Source organism: Streptomyces sp. NPDC054866, from assembly GCF_053610745.1.
In genome coordinates this window covers 391,863-412,009 of sequence record NZ_JBSGZA010000005.1, presented here as the reverse complement: position 1 = coordinate 412,009, position 20,147 = coordinate 391,863, and the positions used below count along the sequence as shown (strand labels likewise).

Genomic DNA, 20,147 nt, shown 5'->3' with positions numbered 1-20,147 from the left:
AATCAGGCTCCTTGAGCATGGGACGGGGTCTCGGCGGCCGGGTTAGGGGTATCCGGGGAGACCTCCCCGGAGGGCACGCCAGCGGCGGAGGGCCCGCCCTTGCGCTCGCGCCACATGGCGCGCAGCATCTCGTGCCACCGCGGACGCTTGCGCGGCGGGACATGGTCGACACCACCGAGCGACCACGGATTGCACCGCAGGATGCGCCAGGCCGTCAGCGCCGTTCCCTTGATCGCACCGTGCCGGTCGATGGCCAGATAGCCGTAGCGGGAGCACGACGGGTAGTACTTGCACACCGGACCAAGCAACGGACTGATCGTCCACTGATACAGCTTGATCAGAGCCAGCAGTGGGTACTTCATCGAGCGCCCCCTCCCAGCAGCCGCTGAAGAGCGGCATCCAGGTCTTGGGCCAGCTGTGCATGGGCGGCGTCGCCCGACCCGGGCAACGCTCGTACGACTACCAGGCTACCGGGGGGCAGCTGGCCCACCCGGTCGCGCATCAGATGGCGAAGCCTGCGCTTCACCGTGTTGCGTACGACGGCTCCGCCGACGGCCTTGCTCACGACGAAACCCGCACGCGTCGGGGGAACGCTCTCCCCAGGCACGTGCGGGTCCGTTGCACCGCTACGAAGATGGACGACGAGAAGCGGGCGTCCGGCCCGTCGTCCTCGGCGTACCGCGGCCGCGAAGTCTTCGCGCCGCCTCAGCCGATGCTCGGTAGGCAGCACGACGTCATGACCTGATGCGATTAGGCGGAAAGGCTGGCGCGACCCTTGCCACGACGGTTCGCGAGAATCGCGCGGCCGGCGCGGGTGCGCATCCGCAGGCGGAAGCCGTGGGTCTTGGCGCGACGGCGGTTGTTCGGCTGGAAGGTGCGCTTGCTCACTCGGGGGCTCCAGAAATGATTGTGTGGTGGCGGGACATCGCCTGGCTGTCACCGTGCGCCCACGAGAAGCTCGCGAATACGCACCGAGTGCACCGCTTCACAATCACAGATCGTGATCTTTGCCCATCGGAGGCAGGCGGCAGCAGCCATCGACAACTCGACCTGGTCACGGTACGCGGGGCTACGCCATCCGGTCAAACCGACCGTCAGGGAGAGACACTGTGCACAGCCTGTGGACAACAACTTGAACCGCAGCCGTTGCCCTGACTACCGTGGCCAAACTCCGATTCATTCCCTTCTCCCTGCCCATCCCGATTTCCGTCCCAAGAACCACACCTTCGTGGGACCCCGTGAGAGAGCGTGCCTTGTGGCTGACGTACCTGCCGATCTTGCCGCAGTGTGGCCACGAGTTCTGGAGCAGCTGCTGGGTGAGGGGCGGGGGCACGGTGTAGACGCGAAGGACGAGCGCTGGATCAAACGCTGCCAGCCGCTGGCACTGGTCGCCGATACAGCTCTGCTGGCCGTACCGAACGAGTTCGCCAAGGGCGTGCTCGAGGGGCGCCTGGCCCCCATCGTCAGCGAGTCGCTGAGCCGCGAGTGCGGCCGCCCGATCCGTATCGCCATCACGGTGGACGACTCGGTCGGCGACCCCATGGACCGGCCCACCCCGCCGGCGCCGCCGCTCCAGCAGCAGCCTGGCCAGCAACAGCAGCAGCGCTATGAGGAGCCCGAGCAGCACCCCGGCCCCGGTCAGGGCCATGAGTCGTACGACGGTTACGGCCGCCGAGCCCCGGACGAGCACTCCCCGGGCCGGGGCTCCGACCAGCTGCCGACCGCCCGCCCCGCGTACCCCGACTACCAGCGCCCCGCGCCCGGCGCCTGGCCGCAGCAGCAGCCCCAGCAGCAGGACGACTACGGCTGGCAGCAGCCGCGGCTCGGCTTCCCCGAGCGGGACCCGTACGCGAGCCCCCAGCAGCCCCAGCACGACTACCGGTCGCAGCCTCCGCAGGGGCACTCCCCGTACGACCAGCACCGCCAGGACCGGCAGGAGCGCCAGGACCGGCAGGACCAGCAGGACCGCCACGACAGACACGACAGACACGACCGGCGGGAGCGACACGAGCAGTCCCCGGGCGCCGGAGGCCACGACCCCAGGGGCGGCGGTGGCAACGGCCACGGCGTCCACGGCAGCGGCGCCCCCGGCCCGCTGGCAGCTCAGCCGGCCCCCGCGTCGGCCCCGGGCGAGCCCACCGCGCGCCTCAACCCGAAGTACCTCTTCGACACCTTCGTGATCGGCGCCTCGAACCGCTTCGCGCACGCGGCGGCCGTCGCCGTGGCCGAGGCACCCGCCAAGGCGTACAACCCCCTCTTCATCTACGGAGAGTCGGGGCTTGGCAAAACGCATCTTCTGCACGCCATCGGGCACTACGCCCGCAGCCTCTACCCCGGCACGCGCGTGCGCTACGTGAGCTCGGAGGAGTTCACGAACGAGTTCATCAACTCCATCCGCGACGGCAAGGGCGACACCTTCCGCAAGCGGTACCGCGAGATGGACATCCTGCTCGTCGACGACATCCAGTTCCTCGCGAGCAAGGAGTCGACGCAGGAGGAGTTCTTCCACACCTTCAATACGCTCCACAACGCGAACAAGCAGATCGTGCTCTCCAGCGACCGGCCGCCCAAGCAGCTGGTGACCCTGGAGGACCGGCTGCGCAACCGCTTCGAGTGGGGACTGATCACCGACGTCCAGCCGCCGGAGCTGGAGACGCGTATCGCCATCCTTCGTAAGAAGGCGGTGCAGGAGCAGCTCAACGCCCCGCCGGAGGTCCTGGAGTTCATCGCGTCCCGCATCTCACGCAACATCCGTGAGCTCGAGGGCGCGCTGATCCGGGTCACGGCCTTCGCCTCGCTCAACCGGCAGCCGGTGGACCTGGGTCTGACGGAGATCGTCCTGAAGGACCTGATCCCGGGCGGCGAGGACGCGGCTCCGGAGATCACGGCGACGGCCATCATGGCCGCGACCGCGGACTACTTCGGCCTCACGGTGGACGACCTCTGCGGATCCTCGCGCAGCCGCGTACTGGTGACGGCCCGCCAGATCGCGATGTACCTCTGCCGCGAGCTGACGGACCTCTCCCTGCCCAAGATCGGCGCGCAGTTCGGCGGCCGCGACCACACGACGGTCATGCACGCGGACCGCAAGATCCGCGCGCTGATGGCCGAGCGGCGCTCGATCTACAACCAGGTCACCGAGCTCACCAACCGCATCAAGAACGGCTGACAGACGCCGAGAAACACCTCTGAAGGGCGTCCCGGAGCAACTTCCGGGGCGCCCTTTGCCGTTGTGCACGCGCGCGTGGAGCTCGTCTGTCCCTCTCCACTGTTCGATTTCCCCAGCTGAGAGGCGTGTTCTCCACAGATGTGTGTCCTTTTTTCCTTCCACACCCTGGGGACCCGGAAGTTGTCCAGATGATGTCCACAGGGGATCCTGCTGAAGGATCATCAAGCCAGGTCAGGTGGTTGTGGATTGGTGGACGACGGCCCTCCACAGGCTGTGGAGGAAAACCTCGTCCACAGGGTGTGCATGAACTTGTCCACCGGCAACCCACAGGCTCGGGCCGGTTGTCCCCAGCTTTCCCCAGCTTCTCCACACGGCTGTCCACTGTTCGGCAACGCAACGCGCCCCGTCACCGTGCCGAGTGAAAGGCGTCACACCAAGGTGGTCGGTTGGCCTGTGGGGAAGGTGGGTAAAGCTGGGGACAGCGCTGGGGAGAAGTACCCCCTGCCTGTGCATCGGGTGTGCAGAACTTTCGCCCGTCCACAGAAACCACCGGTTGTCCACCGGCTCCGCCCACAGGCTCAGTGGATAAAAAACCGGCACTGACCTGCGAAAACGGGGTTATCCACGGTTTCCACAGGCCCTACTACTACTCCCACTTAGAGTCACCGGGAAATTCGCTTGGAAGAGGGGCCTGTGCACAACTCGCGCTCCGGACCTCCGACGCGGCTCGTCACGACTTGACCCCGACGGGCACCCACTGTCAGTGCAGTGCGTCAGACTGGTCCCCAGTGCCAGCAACAGCAGGAGGGCGGCTAAGTGAAGATCCGGGTGGAACGCGACGTACTCGCGGAGGCGGTGGCGTGGGCGGCGCGCAGTCTCCCGGCCCGGCCACCGGCACCTGTCCTCGCGGGCCTGCTGCTGAAGGCCGAGGAAGGCGCACTGAGCCTTTCCAGCTTTGACTACGAGGTCTCGGCCCGTGTCTCCGTAGACGCCGAGATCGACGACGAGGGCACGGTCCTCGTCTCCGGCCGGCTGCTCGCCGACATCTGCCGCGCCCTTCCCAACCGTCCGGTGGAGATCTCCACAGACGGTGTGCGGGCCACGGTGGTCTGCGGCTCCTCGCGATTCACACTCCACACACTTCCTGTGGAGGAGTACCCCGCGCTGCCGCAGATGCCCACCGCGACCGGCACGGTGCCCGGTGAGGTCTTCGCCTCCGCGGCCGCCCAGGTAGCCATCGCCGCGGGCCGCGACGACACGTTGCCCGTCCTGACCGGCGTACGCATCGAGATCGAGGGCGACACCGTCACGCTGGCCTCCACCGACCGCTACCGCTTCGCGGTCCGCGAGTTCCTGTGGAAGCCGGAGAACCCCGAGGCGTCCGCTGTCGCCCTGGTGCCCGCCAAGACGCTCCTGGACACCGCCAAGGCGCTCACGAGCGGCGACACGGTCACCCTGGCGCTCTCCGGTTCCGGTGCCGGTGAGGGTCTGATCGGTTTCGAGGGCGCAGGACGGCGTACGACCACGCGTCTCCTCGAGGGCGACCTGCCGAAGTACAAGACGCTCTTCCCCACGGAGTTCAACTCGATCGCGGTCATCGAGACCGCCCCGTTCGTCGAGGCCGTGAAGCGCGTGGCCCTGGTGGCCGAGCGGAACACTCCGGTGCGGCTCAGCTTCGAGCAGGGCGTGCTGATCCTGGAAGCCGGTTCGAGCGACGACGCACAGGCTGTGGAAAGGGTCGACGCCCAGCTCGAGGGCGACGACGTCTCGATCGCCTTCAACCCGACGTTCCTGCTCGACGGCCTGAGCGCGATCGACTCCCCGGTCGCTCAGCTGTCGTTCACGACGTCGACGAAGCCCGCGCTCCTGAGCGGCAGGCCGGCCGTGGACGCGGAGGCCGACGAGGCCTACAAGTACCTGATCATGCCTGTACGTCTGAGCGGCTGAGCCCACAGGTGTGAGCGTGCGTCCGGGCGTAGGCTCGGACGCGGGTACGAAGGTGCCTCCACGCCACATCGCTACTTAAGGAACCACTGATGGAGCTCGGTCTCGTCGGCCTCGGCAAGATGGGCGGCAACATGCGCGAGCGCATCCGCCGCGCAGGCCACACCGTCATCGGATACGACCGCAACCAGGACGTCGCGGATGTCCACAGCCTCGAAGAGCTTGTGGGCAAGCTCAAGGGTCCGCGTGTCGTATGGGTGATGGTTCCGGCCGGAGCCGCGACCCAGTCCACCGTCGACGAGCTCGCCGAGCTGCTCCAGCCCGGCGACGTCGTCGTGGACGGCGGCAACTCCCGCTGGACGGACGACGAGAAGCACGCCGAGGAGCTCGCGGCCAAGGGCATCGGGTTCGTCGACTGCGGCGTCTCCGGCGGCGTCTGGGGCCTCCAGAACGGCTACGCACTGATGTACGGCGGCGACGCCGAGAACATCGCGAAGGTCCAGCCGATCTTCGACGCCCTCAAGCCCGAGGGTGACTTCGGTTCCGTGCACGCCGGCAAGGTCGGCGCGGGCCACTTCTCGAAGATGGTCCACAACGGCATCGAGTACGCCATGATGCAGGCCTACGCCGAGGGCTGGGAGCTCCTGGAGAAGGTCGACTCCGTCACGGACGTGCGCGAGGTCTTCCGCTCCTGGCAGGAGGGCACGGTCATCCGTTCCTGGCTGCTCGACCTCGCGGTCAACGCCCTGGACGACGACGAGCACCTGGCGAAGCTGCGCGGCTTCGCGCAGGACTCCGGCGAGGGCCGCTGGACGGTGGAAGCCGCCATCGACAACGCCGTGCCGCTGCCCGCGATCACGGCCTCGCTCTTCGCCCGGTTCGCCTCGCGGCAGGACGACTCCCCGCAGATGAAGATGATCGCGGCGCTGCGCAACCAGTTCGGTGGCCACGCCGTGGAGTCCAAGAGCGAGCACTGATCCACAGCCTGTGGGGAACGCCAGCCGTTTCCCACAGGCCTCTCAGCAAGTGAGGCAAGCCGGGGGAGGTCGGCGCACACCATGCACGTCACGCATCTGTCGCTGGCCGACTTCCGCTCGTACGCCCGGGTCGAGGTCCCTCTCGATCCGGGCGTCACCGCGTTCGTGGGCCCGAACGGCCAGGGCAAGACGAACCTCGTGGAGGCGGTCGGCTATCTCGCCACGCTCGGCAGCCACCGGGTCTCCTCGGACGCCCCGCTGGTGCGCATGGGCGCCGAGCGTGCCGTCGTGAGGGCGGCGGTCCAGCAGGGCGAGCGCCAGCAGCTGGTCGAGCTCGAACTCAACCCGGGCAAGGCCAATCGTGCCCGTATCAACAGGTCCTCGCAGGTCAGGCCCCGTGACGTACTCGGAATCGTGCGCACGGTGCTGTTCGCTCCCGAGGATCTGGCGCTGATCAAGGGCGATCCGGGTGAGCGCCGGCGCTTCCTCGACGAGCTGATCACGGCGCGTTCCCCGCGCATGGCGGGCGTGCGGTCCGACTACGACCGCGTGCTGAAGCAGCGCAACACCCTCCTGAAGTCGGCGGCCCTCGCGCGGCGGCACGGCGGACGCTCCATGGACCTGTCCACACTCGACGTCTGGGACCAGCACCTCGCGCGCGTGGGCGCCGAACTGCTCACCCAGCGGCTCGACCTGATCGCCGCGCTGCAGCCGCTCGCCGACAAGGCGTACGAGCAGCTGGCACCCGGCGGCGGCCCGGTCACCCTGGACTACAAGCCGTCGGCCCCCGGCGACGGCCACACGCGTGAGGCCCTGTTCGAGCAGCTGATCGCCGCTCTCGAAGAGGCGCGCAAGCAGGAGATCGAGCGGGGCGTGACCCTGGTCGGCCCGCACCGCGACGACCTGCTCCTGAAGCTCGGCCAGCTCCCCGCGAAGGGGTACGCGAGCCATGGCGAGTCCTGGTCGTACGCCCTTGCGCTGCGCCTCGCCTCGTACGACCTCCTGCGCGCCGAGGGGAACGAACCGGTGCTCGTCCTGGACGACGTGTTCGCGGAGCTCGACGCGCGCCGCAGGGAGCGGCTCGCGGAGCTGGTGGCGCCGGGCGAGCAGGTCCTGGTCACGGCCGCGGTGGACGACGACGTTCCGGGCGCCCTCGCCGGGGCGCGGTTCGCGGTGGCGGACGGCGCGGTGGAGCGCGTATGACACGCCTGAGCCGGGAGCGCGTATGAGCGCCGAAGAGCCCGCCAAGGACACGCCTCAGGGCACCCCCAAGGAGACGCCGAAGACGCCCGAGCCCTCCGGCGTCGACCTCGCCCGTGTCGCCCTCCGTGCCGCCAAAGAGCAGGCACGCGCGCGTGGCGACGCCGCGCAGCAGAAGAAGCAGGCCCGCAGGGGCGGCCTTCGCTCCGGCGCGCGCGCCGACGGGCGTGACCCGCAGCCGCTCGGCTCCGCCATCAACCGCTTGATCACCGAGCGCGGCTGGGAGACGCCTGCCGCGGTCGGCGGGGTGATGGGCCGTTGGCCGCAGATCGTCGGCGAAGACCTGGCCAACCACTGTGTCCCGCAGCGGTACGACGAGAACGAACGCGTCCTGACCGTCCAGTGCGACTCCACGGCCTGGGCGACGAACCTGCGTCTCCTGGCCCCCCAGCTGGTCGCGCGCCTCAACGAGGACCTCGGTCACGGCACCGTGCGCCTCATCAAAGTCCTCGGTCCCGGCGGCCCCCCGCGCCGCTTCGGACCCTTGCGCGCCCCGGGCAGCACGGGCCCCGGAGACACCTACGGCTGAGGCCGTACCGGGTGGTAGCTCAAGGTTGACACCCCGAAGCGCTGAGTGCCGCTGTGAGCCTCTTAGGGGCCCGGGCCGCATATGGGGAGTCGGGCGACTCCGGTTCAGGACGGCACATGCGGACTCAGGTACCGGCAAACCCCCATCACTGTCGGCGCTACCGGTAGACTGGAAGCTAATCGCGTCCCACGCGTGGGACGCATAGAACAACGCTGACTATCGCTGAACGACGCAGCTGCTCCGGCCACCGCCGGGTGCTTGGCTTGTGCTGTGCCAGAAAGGGCGCTTCGTGGCCGATTCCGGCAACCCCAACGAGAACATCCCGTCTACCGTCGCTGGCGAGAACGGCGAGGTCACAGCCTTGTACGACGCCAGCGCGATCACCGTCCTCGAGGGTCTGGACGCGGTCCGCAAGCGGCCTGGCATGTACATCGGGTCGACCGGTGAGCGCGGCCTGCACCACCTCGTGCAAGAGGTCGTCGACAACTCCGTCGACGAGGCCCTCGCCGGGCACGCGGACACCATCGACGTCACGATCCTCGCCGACGGCGGTGTACGCGTCACCGACAACGGCCGAGGCATCCCGGTGGGCATCCACCCCGTCGAGAAGAAGCCGGCCGTCGAGGTCGTGCTCACCGTGCTGCACGCGGGCGGCAAATTCGGCGGCGGCGGATACGCGGTCTCCGGTGGTCTGCACGGCGTCGGTGTCTCCGTCGTGAACGCCCTGTCGACGAAGCTCGCCGTCGACATCAGGACCGACGGCTACCGCTGGACCCAGGACTACAAGCTGGGTGTTCCGACGGCCCCGCTCGCCAAGCACGAGCCGGTCGAGGACTCGGGCACCACGGTCACCTTCTGGGCCGACCCGGACGTCTTCGAGACGACCGAGTACTCCTTCGAGACGCTGGCACGGCGCTTCCAGGAGATGGCGTTCCTCAACAAGGGTTTGACTATCAAACTCACTGATGAGCGCGAGTCGGCGAAGGCGACGGCGGGTGCGGACTCGGCCGAGGCCACCGACGACGAGGCCGCCGAGGCCCGCACGGTGACGTACCACTACGAGGGCGGCATCGTCGACTTCGTGAAGTACCTCAACTCCCGCAAGGGAGAGATGATCCACCCGACCGTCATCGACGTCGAGGCCGAGGACAAGGAGCGCATGCTCTCGGCCGAGATCGCCATGCAGTGGAACTCGCAGTACACCGAAGGTGTCTACTCCTTCGCGAACACGATCCACACGCATGAGGGCGGTACGCACGAGGAGGGCTTCAGGGCCGCGCTCACGGGCCTGGTCAACCGGTACGCGCGCGAGAAGAAGCTGCTGCGCGAGAAGGACGACAACCTCACGGGTGAGGACATCCGCGAGGGCCTGACGGCCATCATCTCGGTGAAGCTGGGCGAGCCGCAGTTCGAGGGCCAGACCAAGACCAAGCTGGGCAACACGGAGGCGAAGACCTTCGTGCAGAAGGTCGTGCACGAGCACCTCACGGACTGGTTCGACCGCAATCCGAATGAGGCCGCGGACATCATCCGCAAGGGCATCCAGGCCGCCACGGCCCGCGTCGCTGCCCGCAAGGCGCGTGACCTGACCCGTCGCAAGGGCCTGCTCGAATCGGCCTCGCTGCCCGGAAAGCTCAGCGACTGCCAGTCGAACGACCCGACGAAGTGCGAGATCTTCATCGTCGAGGGTGACTCCGCCGGTGGTTCGGCGAAGTCCGGTCGTAACCCGATGTACCAGGCGATCCTGCCCATCCGAGGCAAGATCCTGAACGTCGAGAAGGCGCGGATCGACAAGATCCTGCAGAACCAGGAAGTCCAGGCCCTCATCTCGGCCTTCGGCACGGGCGTGCACGAGGACTTCGACATCGAGAAGCTCCGCTATCACAAGATCATCCTGATGGCGGACGCCGACGTCGACGGTCAGCACATCAACACCCTGCTCCTGACGTTCCTGTTCCGCTTCATGCGGCCGCTCGTCGAGTCCGGCCACGTCTATCTGTCGCGCCCGCCGCTCTACAAGATCAAGTGGAGCCGGGACGACTTCCAGTACGCGTACTCGGACCGCGAGCGCGACGCGCTGGTCGAGCTCGGCCGCCAGGCCGGCAAGCGCTTCCGGGACGACTCGGTCCAGCGCTTCAAGGGTCTCGGTGAGATGAACGCCGAGGAGCTGCGCATCACGACGATGGACCAGGACCACCGCGTCCTCGGCCAGGTGACCCTGGACGACGCGGCGCAGGCCGACGACCTCTTCTCGGTGCTGATGGGAGAGGACGTCGAGGCACGGCGCTCGTTCATCCAGCGCAACGCCAAGGACGTCCGCTTCCTCGACATCTGAGTCGGCCGCACAAGCCGCACCTCGAAAGGACTTTGACCAGCAATGGCCGACGAGAACACCCCTGTGATGCCCGAAGAGGAGCCCGCCGTCCCCGGCGTGGGCATGCGTGTCGAGCCCGTCGGGCTCGAGACGGAGATGCAGCGCTCGTACCTCGACTACGCGATGTCCGTCATCGTGTCGCGCGCGCTGCCCGACGTACGGGACGGTCTGAAGCCCGTCCACCGCCGCGTCCTGTACGCGATGTACGACGGCGGGTACCGCCCCGAGAAGGGCTTCTACAAGTGCGCCCGCGTCGTCGGCGACGTCATGGGCACCTACCACCCGCACGGCGACTCCTCCATCTACGACGCCCTGGTCCGCCTGGCCCAGCCGTGGTCGATGCGGATGCCCCTGGTGGACTCCAACGGCAACTTCGGCTCCCCGGGCAACGACCCGGCCGCCGCCATGCGGTACACCGAGTGCAAGATGGCGCCGCTGGCCATGGAGATGGTCCGTGACATCGACGAGGAGACCGTCGACTTCACGGACAACTACGACGGCCGCAACCAGGAGCCGACGGTCCTGCCGGCGCGCTTCCCGAACCTGCTGATCAACGGCTCGGCGGGCATCGCGGTCGGCATGGCCACCAACATCCCGCCGCACAACCTCCGCGAGGTCGCGGCGGGCGCGCAGTGGGCGCTCGAACACCCCGAGGCCTCGCACGAGGAGCTGCTCGACGCTCTCATCGAGCGCATCAAGGGCCCCGATTTCCCGACCGGCGCACTAGTAGTGGGCCGCAAGGGCATCGAGGAGGCGTACCGCACGGGCCGTGGCTCCATCACGATGCGCGCCGTCGTCGCGGTCGAGGAGATCCAGAACCGCCAGTGCCTGGTGGTCACCGAGCTCCCCTACCAGACCAACCCCGACAACCTCGCGCAGAAGATCGCCGACCTGGTCAAGGACGGCAAGGTCGGCGGCATCGCCGACGTCCGCGACGAGACGTCCTCGCGCACGGGCCAGCGCCTCGTCGTCGTCCTGAAGCGGGACGCGGTCGCCAAGGTCGTACTGAACAACCTCTACAAGCACACCGACCTCCAGTCGAACTTCAGCGCCAACATGCTGGCCCTGGTCGACGGCGTGCCGCGCACCCTCTCCCTGGACGCGTTCATCCGCCACTGGGTGACGCACCAGGTCGAGGTCATCGTCCGGCGTACGAAGTTCCGGCTGCGCAAGGCCGAGGAGCGGGCCCACATCCTGCGCGGCCTGCTGAAGGCCCTGGACGCGATCGACGAGGTCATCGCGCTCATCCGGGCCAGCCAGACGGTCGACGTCGCGCGTGAGGGCCTGATGGGCCTGCTCTCGATCGACGAGATCCAGGCCAACGCCATCCTCGAGATGCAGCTGCGCCGGCTCGCCGCGCTGGAGCGCCAGAAGATCGTCGCCGAGCACGACGAACTGCAGGCGAAGATCAACGAGTACAACGCGATCCTGGCCTCGCCCGAGCGGCAGCGCCAGATCATCAGCGAGGAGCTCGCGGCGATCGTCGACAAGTTCGGCGAGGACCGCCGCTCGGCGCTCGTGCCCTTCGACGGCGACATGTCCATGGAGGACCTGATCGCCGAGGAGGACATCGTCGTCACGATCACGCGCGGCGGTTACGTCAAGCGCACGAAGACGGTTGATTACCGCTCACAGAAGCGCGGCGGCAAGGGCGTGCGCGGTACGAAGCTGAAGGAAGACGACATCGTCGACCACTTCTTCGTGTCGACGACCCACCACTGGCTGCTGTTCTTCACGAACAAGGGCCGCGTCTACCGGGCGAAGGCGTACGAACTCCCGGATGCCGGTCGCGACGCCCGTGGCCAGCACGTGGCGAACCTGCTCGCCTTCCAGCCGGACGAGAAGATCGCCGAGATCCTGGCGATCCGTGACTACGAAGCGGTGCCCTACCTGGTGCTCGCCACCAAGGGCGGCCTCGTGAAGAAGACCCCGCTCAAGGACTACGACTCGCCTCGCGCCGGTGGCGTCATCGCCATCAACCTCCGCGAGACGGACGACGGTTCGGACGACGAGCTGATCGGCGCCGAACTCGTGTCGGCCGAGGACGATCTGCTGCTCATCAGTAAGAAGGCGCAGTCGATCAGGTTCACCGCTACGGACGACGCGCTGCGTCCCATGGGCCGTGCGACCTCGGGCGTCAAGGGAATGAGTTTCCGTGGCGGCGACGAACTGCTCTCGATGAATGTCGTCAGGCCAGGTACGTTCGTGTTCACCGCAACCGACGGTGGGTACGCGAAGCGGACCAACGTCGACGAGTACCGCGTCCAGGGTCGTGGTGGCCTCGGGATCAAGGCCGCCAAGATCGTGGAGGACCGCGGCGAACTCGTGGGCGCGCTGGTGACGGAGGAGACGGACGAGATCCTCGCCATCACGCTGGGCGGCGGTGTGATTCGTACGCGAGTCAACGAGGTCAGGGAGACGGGCCGTGACACCATGGGCGTCCAACTGATCAACCTGGGCAAGCGCGATGCCGTGGTCGGTATCGCTCGTAACGCCGAGGCCGGGCGCGAGGCTGAGGAAGTCGACGGTGACATCGTCGTCGAATCGGCCGACGGCGAACCGGCCGCCGGTACGGACGAGGGCACGGAGTCCACGGCCGAGTAGCGCGAGGAGAGAGTCATCGTGAGTGGAGCCACGGGCGCCGGAGCGAGTGGAACCGGCTCAGCCGGTACAGACGGTGTCCGTGGCTCCGCCACTGATTCTCCCGACTCGCATGAGTCTCGTGGATCCCAGGGGGGAACCGTGACCGACACCCGAGGGCCGCAGCCGGCTCAGTCAGCGCAGTACGCCGACGGGGCGCAAGGGACGCAAGGGGCCCAGGGGTCCCAAGCGGGGCAGGGGGCCCAGGGGGCCCCGAGCGCCACCGGGGCTCTGCCCGGTGAGCGCCAGCCCCAGCAGCAGGCGTCCCAGCCGTACCACCCGCCGCAGGCCTACCAGCAGGGATCCCAGACGGGCTCCGTGCGCAGGCCGCGGACGGGGGCGCGCACGACGCCTCGTACGCGCAAGGCGCGACTGCGGGTGGCCAAGGCCGATCCGTGGTCGGTGATGAAGGTCAGCTTCCTGCTCTCCATCGCGCTCGGCATCTGCACGATCGTCGCGGCCGCCGTGCTGTGGATGGTCATGGACGCCATGGGCGTCTTCTCCACGGTGGGCGGCACGATCTCGGAGGCGACGGGCTCGAACGAGTCCAACGGCTTCGACCTGCAGTCCTTCCTGTCGCTGCCGCGCGTCCTGATGTTCACGACGATCATCGCGGTCATCGACGTGGTCCTCGCCACGGCACTGGCGACGCTCGGCGCCTTCATCTACAACCTCTCCGCGGGCTTCGTGGGCGGCGTCGAGCTGACGCTGGCCGAGGACGAGTAGTTCTGCGCCTCCTGTAGTTCTTCGCCTCCCGCAGTTCTTCCCCCTCCCGTAGTTCTTTCTTCCGCGCTCCACCACCCCTCCGGCGTTCCGCGCCGGGGGGTTCTCGCGGCCAGGGCCCCGCCCACTCAGGGCGGGGCCCTGTTGCGCGTCACGGCCTGTCGCGGTCTGGCGCGGCCTGTCCGGTGCCCCCGGAGGTATCGATTTTGGGACTGGCCCGCACGTGCGCTAATCTTCAGAGGTCAGCGCGCGGGACATACCGCAGCGCGGCGGGGCTATAGCTCAGTTGGTTAGAGCGCATCCCTGATAAGGATGAGGCCACAGGTTCAAATCCTGTTAGCCCCACCAGCCAAAAGACCCCCAGTCGATCATGACTGGGGGTCTTTGACATCCACGGGTGACATCAGCCGATCAGTGGATCTTCCAACAGGTCGGCGAGCAGCGAGACGGCTTCCCGCTCCCCGTCGCCCACAACGTGTGTATAGACGTCCATGGTCATGCTGATCTGGCTATGCCGCAGGATCGCCTGAGCGACCTTGGGATGCACCTTCAGGAACGCGAGCAGGGTGCCGCAGGTGTGCCGCGCGAGCCGCACCGTGATCCGGCGGACTCCGGCCCGCTTCACCAGGGCGTTGAACATCCGGGAGAAACCGACAGGGTCCGTGAGCCCGCCGCGCTCGGACGAGAAGATCACGTCATGATCCGGCTCCTGCGCCCAGGCATCACCGACGATCTTCCGTTCCAGCTCTTGCAGCGTTCGCCGCTCTTCCAGGGCACGGGCGCAGAACTCCGGCAGGGGAAGCACCGCCTGTGACGACTCGGTCTTGAGGTCCTTGAGGACCAGGCCGACGCCCTTCACCCGCTGAACCTGCTTGGTCGGCGTGAACTGACCCGTCTCGAAATCGATGTCCTGCCAGCGCAGGCCCAGGACCTCACTACGGCGCAGGCCGAGGACGAGCACCAGGACGCAGGCGGCATAGAAGCGGTGGGCACGCGATGCCCGGAGGAAGGTGATCGCCTCACTCGCGTTCCACGCCTTGCCCTTGTCCTTGCTGACCTTGGGCATGTCGACCAGCAGCGCAACGTTCCGCGTCAGGATCTCTTCCTTCACGGCGCGATTCAGCGCGTTCCGGAGGGTCCGCAGCACCTCGAAGCGGGTAGCCGCACCGACCTTGGCACGCGTGAGAGCTCCCATGAACGCACGGAGCTGCGCCGGGGTGAGCTTGACCATCGACTTCTTGCCCAGGTGGGGCGCGATGTAGAGCCGCACCTTCGACTCGTACTTCGCGTACGTGTTGTGCTCCTTCTCCGGCTTCACGATGTGCTCCAGCCAGTACGCCAGCCACTCGCCGAGCGACCACGAGCGAGACGGCACCGGGATGCCGTTCCGTTCCTGGTCCTGAAGCTTGCCGAGCTTCTCGTTGGCTTCGTCCCACGTCCGGCCGTACACGTACTTACGGACGCGGTTGCCGTCCGAGTCGGTGACGTACGCGGCTCCCTGGTAGCGGCCGTCTGCCCGCTTGGTGATCGTTCCTCCGCCGTTGGGGCGTCGCTTGGCCATCAGGCAGCCTCCCCGATCTGACTGCTTATGAAGTCGCGGACCGCTTGATCAGGGATTCGACGGCAACCGTCAACCTTGATGGACACCAGACGGTGCGTGCGGATCAGGTCGTAGACCTTGGTCCGGCCCACCTTGAGGAGCGCCATGACATCGGGCACGGTCAGCAGCTCGGGGACGGCGGTGGTCACGTGTCGGCTCCTTCCATGTCGAGGAGCGTGGCTTTCTCCTCGCGGGCGAGTTCGCGGTTCTGGGCGATGTCGCGGCGGATGTTGGCGGCGAGCCAGGACTCACCGGGGGTGTGGCCGTGCCCGGCATAGACCCAGTGGGCGAGGGTGAGCGTGGTGGCCTCCGGGTTCTCGTTGGGGTCGGGCAGGCCGAGGGCAGCGCGTTGCTGGGCGGCGCGGTAGTCGGCGCGGACCTGGCGGAGGGCGCCGAGGGTGGTGGAGTAGCGGCGGGATTTCGTGGAGAAGTGGCCGCGGAAGCCGAGCATGTGGGCCCAGCGCGCCAGGGCCCGTTCGGGGTAGTGCGCCTGGAGGTCGACGCACGCGGTCATCAGACGCCGGGCGTGGGCGGAAATCTCTAGGCGGGAGAGGTCTTCTGCTAACCCGGTGCCTTGGCATCCCGCGCACCGGCTGAGCGCTGATCCGGGGCGTGCGTACACGGAGGAGTGGCCGGTTCCCTGGCACTTGCGGCAGTGGACCGGAGCGTCAGCGGCCCCGGTGTCCTCGGCTGCCTTGGTGGCGTACTTGGCGACGTAGGAGGCAACGGCCTGTTCGGTGATGTCGGAGCCGTCACCGAATGCCTTGATGGGGCGGACATCGAGCTGAGTGCCCCAGCCGAGGGTGCGGGCGGGCTGGTCGCCGACGGCCGGCACATCGACCCGGACGCGGGAAGCCGCCGCGTGGATGGCGTCGGTGAGCAGGTCGCGGCTGGCCCAGGCCGGGGGCGGGGTGTCGGGTCCTTCGGGTCCGTCGAAGCGGATCACGGCGTGGAAGTGGACGGCCCCGCGCTTCTGATACTCGGCGACCTTGCCGAAGGAGACGCGGGACTGTTCACGGGCGGCTTTCTGGGTCAGTCCGGCGCGGGAGGCGATCTCGCGGCGAAGGTAGATCGTGAAGTAGCGCCACAGGTCGGATGCGTGGTTGTTCCACAACACCGCCCCGGCGTAGTCGTAGGTGGCCGAGTCGAGCGGGGTGCCCAACTCCGGGGAGCCTTCCGGGTGGCGTGTGCCGCAGCGGCAGGGCCTGTTTCCGGGGCGGTTGTGGACGGGCCCGAAGCTGGGGGCGGTGAGGGTGGCGAAGACGCGAGGGTGCTCGCGCACGGTGTGCGGGGTGCCCTTGTCCGGATCTCCGGTGAGTCCGGCGCGGATCAGGTGGTACGTGTCTCCGGCGTAGGTCCAGGAGCAGGAGGGGCAGCGGGAGGCACGGCGGTTGCCGCAGGCGATCCGGAGACGGCCGCCAGGTTCGGTGTCAGTCGAGTAGGAGAACAGAGCCTGGCCCGAGGCCCGGTCACGGGTGACGGTGCTGCCAAGCAGGTGGATCGGATCGGAGCAGCCGCCGGTTCGGCGGATCTGGTCTTGAAGGCGGTCGAAGCCGGGGGACCCGGCCACCCTGAGCACATCGGCGAGGGTGGCCGGGTCCAGGCCCGCCGCGAGGGCGGTGTTGGTCACGAGAACCAGCCGCGCTTCTTGGGGGTGCTGGCTGAGTCACAGGACGGCCCGGAGGTCTTCCCGGTGGAGCGCTGTGACGAGCGGTCGGCGTCGTGGCGCCGGTGGGCACTGCCTACCTGCTTGGCGCGGTCATAGTCGCTGTCCAGTCCATCGGACAGGGTGCGGTCTGCTCCGCGGCTCCAACGTCGTGCCATTACGCGTTCACCTCCTGCTTGGCCGAGAGGCCGACACGGGCGGTGCCGTTGCAGGTGCGGCAGTCGATATGGAGCGTGATGCGGGAACCGTCGCGGTTGCGGGTTCCGGTCGTGATGGCGACGGTGGCGAAGCCGTCGCAGTCGCGGCAGATGCGCGCGCGGGCAGGGGTGGGCTGGGCCATGATGGGACTTCCTTCCGGATCTGTTGGTTCGGGTGGGAGGCACGGCTCCGGAGCGGGCGAGACTTGGCGGTTGAGACCGCTCCGGGGCCGGTCAGCGGCGCTTGGCCTCGCTGTTCATGAGCGAGCGGACGACAAGCGCGACGATCGCGAGCGACCCGGCGGTAATGGCGACGGCGAGGAGCATGGAGACCAGCACGGCGCCGATCACCAGGACTCCCGCGGTGCCGCCGCCGACGAGGAGGAGCAGCGAGCCGGGGGTGAGCTGCGCACTGGGCCGGGCGGACGCGGCCGGTACGGGTGCCTGGTGCTGGCAGGAGCAGACGGCCGGGGCGTGCTGGTGATTGAGCATGACCGCGCTGGGCAGCGGGATGATCTGGCCGGTCGGCTGCTCGTTGACCGGGATCTTGTGGGTGAACACGGTGCTATCTCCTTAGTTGATGAGGGAGTCGACGGCGGGGCTGAGAAAGCTGTCGGCGATGAGGTAGCCGCCAAGCAGGAGCAGGGTCACGAGCCACCACGGCGGGCGGGCGAGCTTGATGCCGAGGACTCCGACGATGAGCAGGGCGAGCCAGAGCGGGACGTCCATGACGTGTTCTCCTAGGCAGTGCAGCGGTGGGTGCGGGCGGCGAGTTCGGCGGCCGAGCGGTTGTCGTACTCGGTGGAGAAGTCGCAGCGGGGCGCGGTACAGGCGGCGGTGTGGCGGTCCCTGCCGCGTCCGTCGAAGAAGCTGGCGACCTTGACCGGGCCGAACTGGCGGACGTCGCGGAAGCGTCGGTAGGCGGTCATGACGGGTCTTCCTTTCTGCTCAGGCGAGTTGAAGGTGCGTGGCGATCTCGTCGACGACGGGTGCGGGAAGACCGAGTTGGGCGCGGAGGTTGGCGACCGAGAGCGGTGTCCCGGTGGTCGCGCGGTGGTTGTCGGCGAGCTTTCGGGCGTGGTCGAGCAGTGCCGGCGGAACTGCCACCGGGTCCGGATTCGGCGCCGGTTCAGGAGCCGGGAGCTCGGGGTTCTCGTCGGATTCCGGCGTGAGATGGGGGCGGTGCAGGTCGACCGCTGGCGGTTCCTCGGGCGATTGCGGCGCCGGAGCCGCAGTGTCGGCGGGGGTGTGGACCAGGAGCGTGCCGCCCAGGAAGGCGAGCGCGGGCCAGCCAGCGACCGTGATGCGCAACCAGGCCGGAATGTTGTCGAGGTCAAGGAGACCGGCAGTAGCGATGTTGGCGCCAAGCGAGGCGAACAGAGCGATCACGAACCATGTCCAGGCCGCACGGGCGGCACGCAGGCGACGCCATGCCGCGACCAGGAGCAGGTCGACGCTGATCGGGTAGGCCCAGGCCTGCCAGCCGGTTTGTCCGGCGGCTTCGGCAAGGTCGTGCAGGTGGGAGAAGGACAGGGCTCCGGCGATCACGGCTTGCACGAGCACCGCGTCCAGGCGGATCGAGCGGTTCACCGTCATCACCTCCTAGCGGTGTTGGGCCCGAGCGGGGCGGGGAACGTCTCCGGCCGCCCGGCTCCGGCGGATTTCGGCATGAGGGAGGTAGGGACCCGGCGCGAGACGGTCACGCCGAACCGGTGGTCAGGGTGTGTCAGGGAATGGCCGGGGCCTCTGTCGGCATGGGCGGAGTCACCGGGGCCGGGACGGTAGCGACGGCCGGGCGGAAAGGCTCCAGGGCCGGAAGGACCGGGATCAGGTGCACGGTCTTGCGGCAGACCGCCACGGTGTCGTTGACCGAGGTGAGCGGGGTGCGGATGCGGCCCCAGCCGCCGGAAGCGTCGGCGGCGACGGCTTGGCCGGGCCGGTCGGCGGGGATGGTGCACGCGGCCGGGACGGACTCGGGGGCCACGTCGTTCAGGCCCATTTCTGCGGTCTGTTTGTCGTTGACCCGGTGGACCACGCGTCCGGTGAGCTGGGCGCGAAGCATGGTGGCGCCCTTGCCCAGCTCGGAGCCGAACCGCTGTCCGCAGATCTCCAGGTAGATGCCGACCGCGCGGGAGAGCTGGGCCAGCCGGATCAGTCCGGTGACGATCCGCTCGCGACGTTCCTCATCCTTCTTCGAGGAGATCAGGAACAGTTCCGCGATCTCGTCGACCAGGACCACCACGGGCGCCGGGCGCAGGTGCTCGGGGAGCTCCCACAGGTCGGAGACCGCGTGTTTGGCTAGCAGATCGAAACGGTCTTCCATCTCCGCCACCAACACGTCGATGAGCGAGGCGGCATCGTCGGGATTCGTCGCGAGCGCCGAGAGCCGCGGGGCGTAGCGGGACTGTTCGACACCGCGCTTGCAGTCGATGCCGACCAAGGCGACGGGCAGTTGAGCCAGGCCCTTGACCAGGTTCCGCTGGTACATGGACTTGCCCGACTGGTTCGCGCCGAGGGTGAGCGCGTGCGGGATCTCGCGGTAGTTCCGCTCGTACGCTGTGCCGTCATCGCGCAGTGCGACCGGCACCACCAGGTCGTGAGGTGCAGCCCTTTTGGGCATCTGCACCCGCCGCAGCACGTTGTAGCCCGTCATACGCAGCTCGACATAGCCGGGCTTCTTCGGGATCACATGGACTGCGTGGACGCCCCAGGCATGCCGGAGCCGCTCGGAGGCTGCGGCCAGGTCGGCGGGCTCCAGACCGGCGGGCAGCCGCAGCGTCACCCGAAGACCGGTCGATGTGCCCCACACCCGGCGGATCTTGGGAGGGACCGGCCGCACTTCACTGCGAGCGATCCGGCGCGACATGAATGCCCGGAAGCCGGATGGCTGCACCGTCAGCCCGCACACGTCCATCGTGTTCCGGTACGAGAGGGCGAACCGACCCCAGGTCACCGGCAGGCCAACCGTCGCCCAGTACAGCCGAGGAGCCTTGTACTTGGCGTAGGTGACGCCACTGGCACCGGCTAAGACGCCCGATGCCTCGAACCACATAGCCAGGTCAGTCATG

Annotated in this window: 21 protein-coding genes and 1 tRNA gene; 9 read left to right on the top strand and 13 right to left on the bottom strand. The window is 68.2% G+C overall.

Annotated elements, in window-relative coordinates; genetic code table 11:
• Positions 1–2: 2 nt before the first annotated feature.
• From yidD to rpmH, 3 genes are read right to left on the bottom strand one after another with little or no spacing between them, the layout of a single operon-like run.
• Complete coding sequence (gene yidD, locus ACWGI2_RS26820; protein ID WP_453396739.1) at positions 3–362, bottom strand: membrane protein insertion efficiency factor YidD; 360 nt, start codon at positions 360–362, stop codon at positions 3–5.
• Positions 359–730, bottom strand: coding sequence for a ribonuclease P protein component (gene rnpA / locus ACWGI2_RS26815; RefSeq protein ID WP_453698080.1), 372 nt, complete (start codon positions 728–730; stop codon positions 359–361). The genes yidD and rnpA overlap by 4 nt, the downstream gene beginning before the upstream one ends.
• Before the next feature lie 20 nt (positions 731–750).
• Positions 751–888 (bottom strand): 50S ribosomal protein L34, encoded by a 138-nt coding sequence (rpmH, locus tag ACWGI2_RS26810; RefSeq protein WP_006381191.1) that lies wholly within the window; start codon positions 886–888, stop codon positions 751–753.
• Positions 889–1,255: 367 nt separating this feature from the next.
• On the opposite strand from rpmH, the gene dnaA reads away from it, so the two are divergent.
• From dnaA to ACWGI2_RS26765, 9 genes are all read left to right on the top strand, one after another.
• Positions 1,256–3,169 carry a chromosomal replication initiator protein DnaA gene (dnaA, locus tag ACWGI2_RS26805; RefSeq protein WP_453698079.1) on the top strand — a complete coding sequence of 638 codons (1,914 nt, stop codon included), beginning with the start codon at positions 1,256–1,258 and terminating at the stop codon, positions 3,167–3,169.
• A gap of 816 nt (positions 3,170–3,985) precedes the next feature.
• A complete protein-coding gene (gene dnaN, locus ACWGI2_RS26800; protein WP_344518427.1) occupies positions 3,986–5,116 on the top strand; it encodes a DNA polymerase III subunit beta in 1,131 nt (376 codons plus the stop codon).
• An 89-nt stretch (positions 5,117–5,205) separates the two neighbouring features.
• A complete protein-coding gene (gene gnd, locus ACWGI2_RS26795; RefSeq protein ID WP_453396742.1) occupies positions 5,206–6,090 on the top strand; it encodes a phosphogluconate dehydrogenase (NAD(+)-dependent, decarboxylating) in 885 nt (294 codons plus the stop codon).
• 81 nt (positions 6,091–6,171) lie between these two features.
• Positions 6,172–7,293 (top strand): DNA replication/repair protein RecF, encoded by a 1,122-nt coding sequence (gene recF / locus ACWGI2_RS26790; protein WP_453698078.1) that lies wholly within the window; start codon positions 6,172–6,174, stop codon positions 7,291–7,293.
• Between the two features lie 22 nt (positions 7,294–7,315).
• Positions 7,316–7,879: a DUF721 domain-containing protein gene (locus ACWGI2_RS26785; RefSeq protein WP_453698076.1), complete on the top strand. Its 564-nt coding sequence runs from the start codon at positions 7,316–7,318 to the stop codon at positions 7,877–7,879.
• A gap of 265 nt (positions 7,880–8,144) precedes the next feature.
• The gene (gyrB, locus tag ACWGI2_RS26780) at positions 8,145–10,214 is read left to right on the top strand and encodes a DNA topoisomerase (ATP-hydrolyzing) subunit B (RefSeq protein WP_453396745.1); all 2,070 of its coding nucleotides are present in this window, start codon (positions 8,145–8,147) and stop codon (positions 10,212–10,214) included.
• A 42-nt stretch (positions 10,215–10,256) separates the two neighbouring features.
• Positions 10,257–12,857 (top strand): DNA gyrase subunit A, encoded by a 2,601-nt coding sequence (gene gyrA, locus ACWGI2_RS26775; protein ID WP_453396746.1) that lies wholly within the window; start codon positions 10,257–10,259, stop codon positions 12,855–12,857.
• 18 nt (positions 12,858–12,875) lie between these two features.
• Positions 12,876–13,619, top strand: coding sequence for a DUF3566 domain-containing protein (locus ACWGI2_RS26770; protein ID WP_453698075.1), 744 nt, complete (start codon positions 12,876–12,878; stop codon positions 13,617–13,619).
• A 268-nt stretch (positions 13,620–13,887) separates the two neighbouring features.
• Positions 13,888–13,964, top strand: a tRNA-Ile gene (locus ACWGI2_RS26765).
• 55 nt (positions 13,965–14,019) lie between these two features.
• Here the strand turns inward: ACWGI2_RS26765 and ACWGI2_RS26760 are convergent.
• From ACWGI2_RS26760 to ACWGI2_RS26715, 10 genes are all read right to left on the bottom strand, one after another.
• Positions 14,020–15,177, bottom strand: a complete 1,158-nt coding sequence (locus ACWGI2_RS26760; protein WP_453698074.1) for a tyrosine-type recombinase/integrase — start codon at positions 15,175–15,177, stop codon at positions 14,020–14,022.
• Positions 15,177–15,365, bottom strand: a complete 189-nt coding sequence (locus ACWGI2_RS26755) for a helix-turn-helix domain-containing protein (protein WP_453639487.1) — start codon at positions 15,363–15,365, stop codon at positions 15,177–15,179. The genes ACWGI2_RS26760 and ACWGI2_RS26755 overlap by 1 nt, the downstream gene beginning before the upstream one ends.
• Positions 15,362–16,846, bottom strand: coding sequence for a replication initiator (locus ACWGI2_RS26750; protein WP_453698073.1), 1,485 nt, complete (start codon positions 16,844–16,846; stop codon positions 15,362–15,364). The genes ACWGI2_RS26755 and ACWGI2_RS26750 overlap by 4 nt, the downstream gene beginning before the upstream one ends.
• Complete coding sequence (locus ACWGI2_RS26745; protein ID WP_453698072.1) at positions 16,843–17,040, bottom strand: hypothetical protein; 198 nt, start codon at positions 17,038–17,040, stop codon at positions 16,843–16,845. Before ACWGI2_RS26745 ends, ACWGI2_RS26750 begins: the two co-directional genes overlap by 4 nt.
• Entirely contained in the window at positions 17,040–17,222 is a 183-nt protein-coding gene (locus tag ACWGI2_RS26740; protein ID WP_453698071.1) for a hypothetical protein, read from the bottom strand. Before ACWGI2_RS26740 ends, ACWGI2_RS26745 begins: the two co-directional genes overlap by 1 nt.
• 91 nt (positions 17,223–17,313) lie before the next feature.
• Positions 17,314–17,640 (bottom strand): SpdD-like protein, encoded by a 327-nt coding sequence (locus ACWGI2_RS26735; protein WP_453698070.1) that lies wholly within the window; start codon positions 17,638–17,640, stop codon positions 17,314–17,316.
• Positions 17,641–17,652: 12 nt separating this feature from the next.
• On the bottom strand, positions 17,653–17,808 hold the full coding sequence (locus ACWGI2_RS26730) for a hypothetical protein (protein WP_453698069.1): 156 nt from the start codon (positions 17,806–17,808) through the stop codon (positions 17,653–17,655).
• Positions 17,809–17,819: 11 nt separating this feature from the next.
• Positions 17,820–18,008, bottom strand: a complete 189-nt coding sequence (locus ACWGI2_RS26725) for a mobile element transfer protein (RefSeq protein ID WP_453698068.1) — start codon at positions 18,006–18,008, stop codon at positions 17,820–17,822.
• A gap of 19 nt (positions 18,009–18,027) precedes the next feature.
• Positions 18,028–18,669, bottom strand: a complete 642-nt coding sequence (locus ACWGI2_RS26720) for a DUF2637 domain-containing protein (RefSeq protein ID WP_453698067.1) — start codon at positions 18,667–18,669, stop codon at positions 18,028–18,030.
• A gap of 136 nt (positions 18,670–18,805) precedes the next feature.
• On the bottom strand, positions 18,806–20,146 hold the full coding sequence (locus tag ACWGI2_RS26715; protein ID WP_453698066.1) for an FtsK/SpoIIIE domain-containing protein: 1,341 nt from the start codon (positions 20,144–20,146) through the stop codon (positions 18,806–18,808).
• Between the last annotated feature and the right edge of the window lies 1 nt (position 20,147).